The sequence below is a fragment of the Ruminococcus sp. genome, assembly GCF_045129435.1.
Taxonomy (GTDB): Bacteria; Bacillota; Clostridia; order Oscillospirales; family Acutalibacteraceae; genus Ruminococcoides.
The window spans coordinates 1-2,395 of the sequence record NZ_JBGVJL010000198.1 but is presented as its reverse complement, the minus strand read 5'-3'; the positions used below and the strand labels follow the sequence as shown (position 1 = coordinate 2,395).

2 protein-coding genes are annotated in these 2,395 nt (G+C 38.7%); both read left to right on the top strand.

Translation table 11 applies throughout. The features are described 5' to 3' along the window. Positions 1-1,451 (top strand): sensor histidine kinase (locus ACJMMI_RS10085; protein ID WP_405355405.1); only part of this gene is annotated, 1,451 nt, incomplete at its 5' end. Positions 1,452-1,453: 2 nt separating this feature from the next. Next, positions 1,454-2,224 carry a response regulator gene (locus ACJMMI_RS10080; protein WP_405355404.1) on the top strand — a complete coding sequence of 257 codons (771 nt, stop codon included), beginning with the start codon at positions 1,454-1,456 and terminating at the stop codon, positions 2,222-2,224. Positions 2,225-2,395: the final 171 nt, after the last annotated feature.

The window sequence follows — 2,395 nt, the reverse complement described above, 5'->3', positions numbered from 1 at the left end:
CTATTGCACCCGGTATATCGCTTGATTACATAGATAAATCACTCATACCAAATGATGCAACAATCGAAGTCATGCTTGAAAATCCATATCCGATTATGTGTTTTGAGGGCTATGATGAGTTTTTCGATAATCTTTCAATCGGTATGTACGACTCTATGTATCATCAGATGTTTGATAAAAAAATAGGTGAAGTTATTATTGCCTTGATTATGTCATTCCTCGGAATTCTTACATTCTCGCTTGCCGGTGTGCTTATGAGAAATTCAAGATTGCAGAATTTAAGCTTTGCGTTGGTTGCTTTCTTTGGCGGCATTTATTTTCTGTTTGATGCATTAAACAACTATATACCATTAATTATTGACAACCCTCAGCTATGCTTTTTAATAGATGAGAGCACAGTTTATTTTCTTGCACTATCGTTTATGTTCTATGTGCGTTCATATTTAATCAGCAAAAAGCAAAGAGATGCCTTTGGCTTGTGTCTGTTGTTAATGTTGCTTATAACATTGGGAGCATATATATTGCATATGCTTGGAATAAAGGATATTCTGAAATCGGAGGTTATGTTTATAGGCGTTACCGCAATCACATCGGTTATAGGTTTGATTTTCCTTGTAAAGCAAAGCTTGAAGGATAAAGATATTCAATCTAAAATTGTTTTTGCGTCCTTTATACCGATGATATTGTTTGCTTTTATAGATATAATCAATATGTTCGTTGAATTTATGCCGTCACGAATTGCGACAAATGTCGGTACATTCTTAACTATTATAATTCAGCTTGTCAATCTTATTATTTCAGCAAAAAAGTCATATGAGGAACAGCTCAATTACGAAAAGGTGCAGTCAGAGCTTTTGAAATCTCGTGTAACAATTATGATTTCACAAATTCAGCCACACTTTCTTTATAACTCCCTCACTTCCATTGCTCAGCTTTGCGAAAAAGACCCTAAAAGAGCAAAAACAGCCACAATAGATTTTGCAAACTATTTGCGTGGCAATATGAACAGCATAAAGGACGAGCACCCTGTGCCGTTTGAAACAGAGCTAAGCCACCTGAAAACATACCTTTCACTTGAGAAAATGCGTTTTGGGGATGACCTCAACATTGTTTATGACATAGGCGTAACTGACTTTAAAATTCTGTCACTCACCGTTCAGCCTTTGGTTGAAAATGCCGTAAAGCATGGTGTGGGAATGAAAGAGGACGGCGGAACGGTTACGATTTCTACAAGAGAATACGATGACCGCTACGAGGTTGTGGTTTCCGATGACGGTGTCGGCTTTGATACCACAAAGCCAAATCCCGACACCTCACGAACACACCTCGGCATTGAAAATATCAAAGAAAGAATTTCTACAATGTGCAATGGCGAAGTTACCATTGATAGCGAGGTAGGCAAGGGCACAGTATCTACCATTAAGATTTATAAGGATAACAAGGAGGAATAGTTATGAAAATACTTGCAGCAGACGATGAAGCACTTGCACTTGAAATGCTTGTCGATTCCATTAAAGAGGTTAAGCCTGATGCAGAAATTTTTGAGTTTTCTAAGCCGTCAAAGCTGCTTGAGTTTGCGGCAGAAAATCAATGCGATGTGGCATTTCTTGACATACATATGCGTGGTATGACCGGTGTGGAGCTTGCAAAAAAGCTTAAAGAGGCATACCCAAAAATTAACATTATTTTTGTTACAGGCTTTGACCAATATACCGGTGACGCTATGATGATGAAAGCCAGCGGTTATATTATGAAGCCGGTGACTCCGGAGAAAATCAAGGAGGAGCTTGACGATTTACGCCACCCGATTGAGCCAAAGTCAAATGCTGTTTTGCGTGTGCAATGCTTTGGCAATTTTGATGTATTTACTCCTGACGGCTCACCTGTTCACTTTGAACGCAGTAAGTCAAAGGAGGTATTTGCTTACCTTGTGCACCGCCATGGCAGTTCATGTACAATTAAAGAAATTGCGGCGGCATTGTTTGAGGACGAGCCGTATGATTCAAAACAGCAGGCATATTTGCAGAAGATAATGTCGGCAATGATGAAAAGCCTGAAAAATATCGGAGCGGAAAAGGTTGTAAATAAAAAATACAATAGCCTTTCAGTAAACACCGCCATGCTCGATTGCGACTATTACCGCTTTGAAGAACTTGACGCAGGTGCGGTTAATTCGTATATGAATGAATATATGTCACAGTATTACTGGGCAGAGTTTATGTAATCTTTTAAGATTCTTTTTCAATAGTTGGGATAAATTATGGTTTAGCAGAAAGTTTCGGATAAATAACAAAAAATTTAGGCGAGCCTTTTTAAAGGCTCGTGGGTTTGGGCAACGCCCAAGAAAAGTTGTTTTTATATCAGTCTATCGGGCACAAACAGCGTTGCTGTTTGT

Bases quoted from the DNA above. Each gene is read 5' to 3' on its own strand.
- ACJMMI_RS10080 (WP_405355404.1), top strand. From the start codon at position 1,454: ATGAAAATACTTGCAGCAGACGATGAAGCACTTGCACTTGAAATGCTT.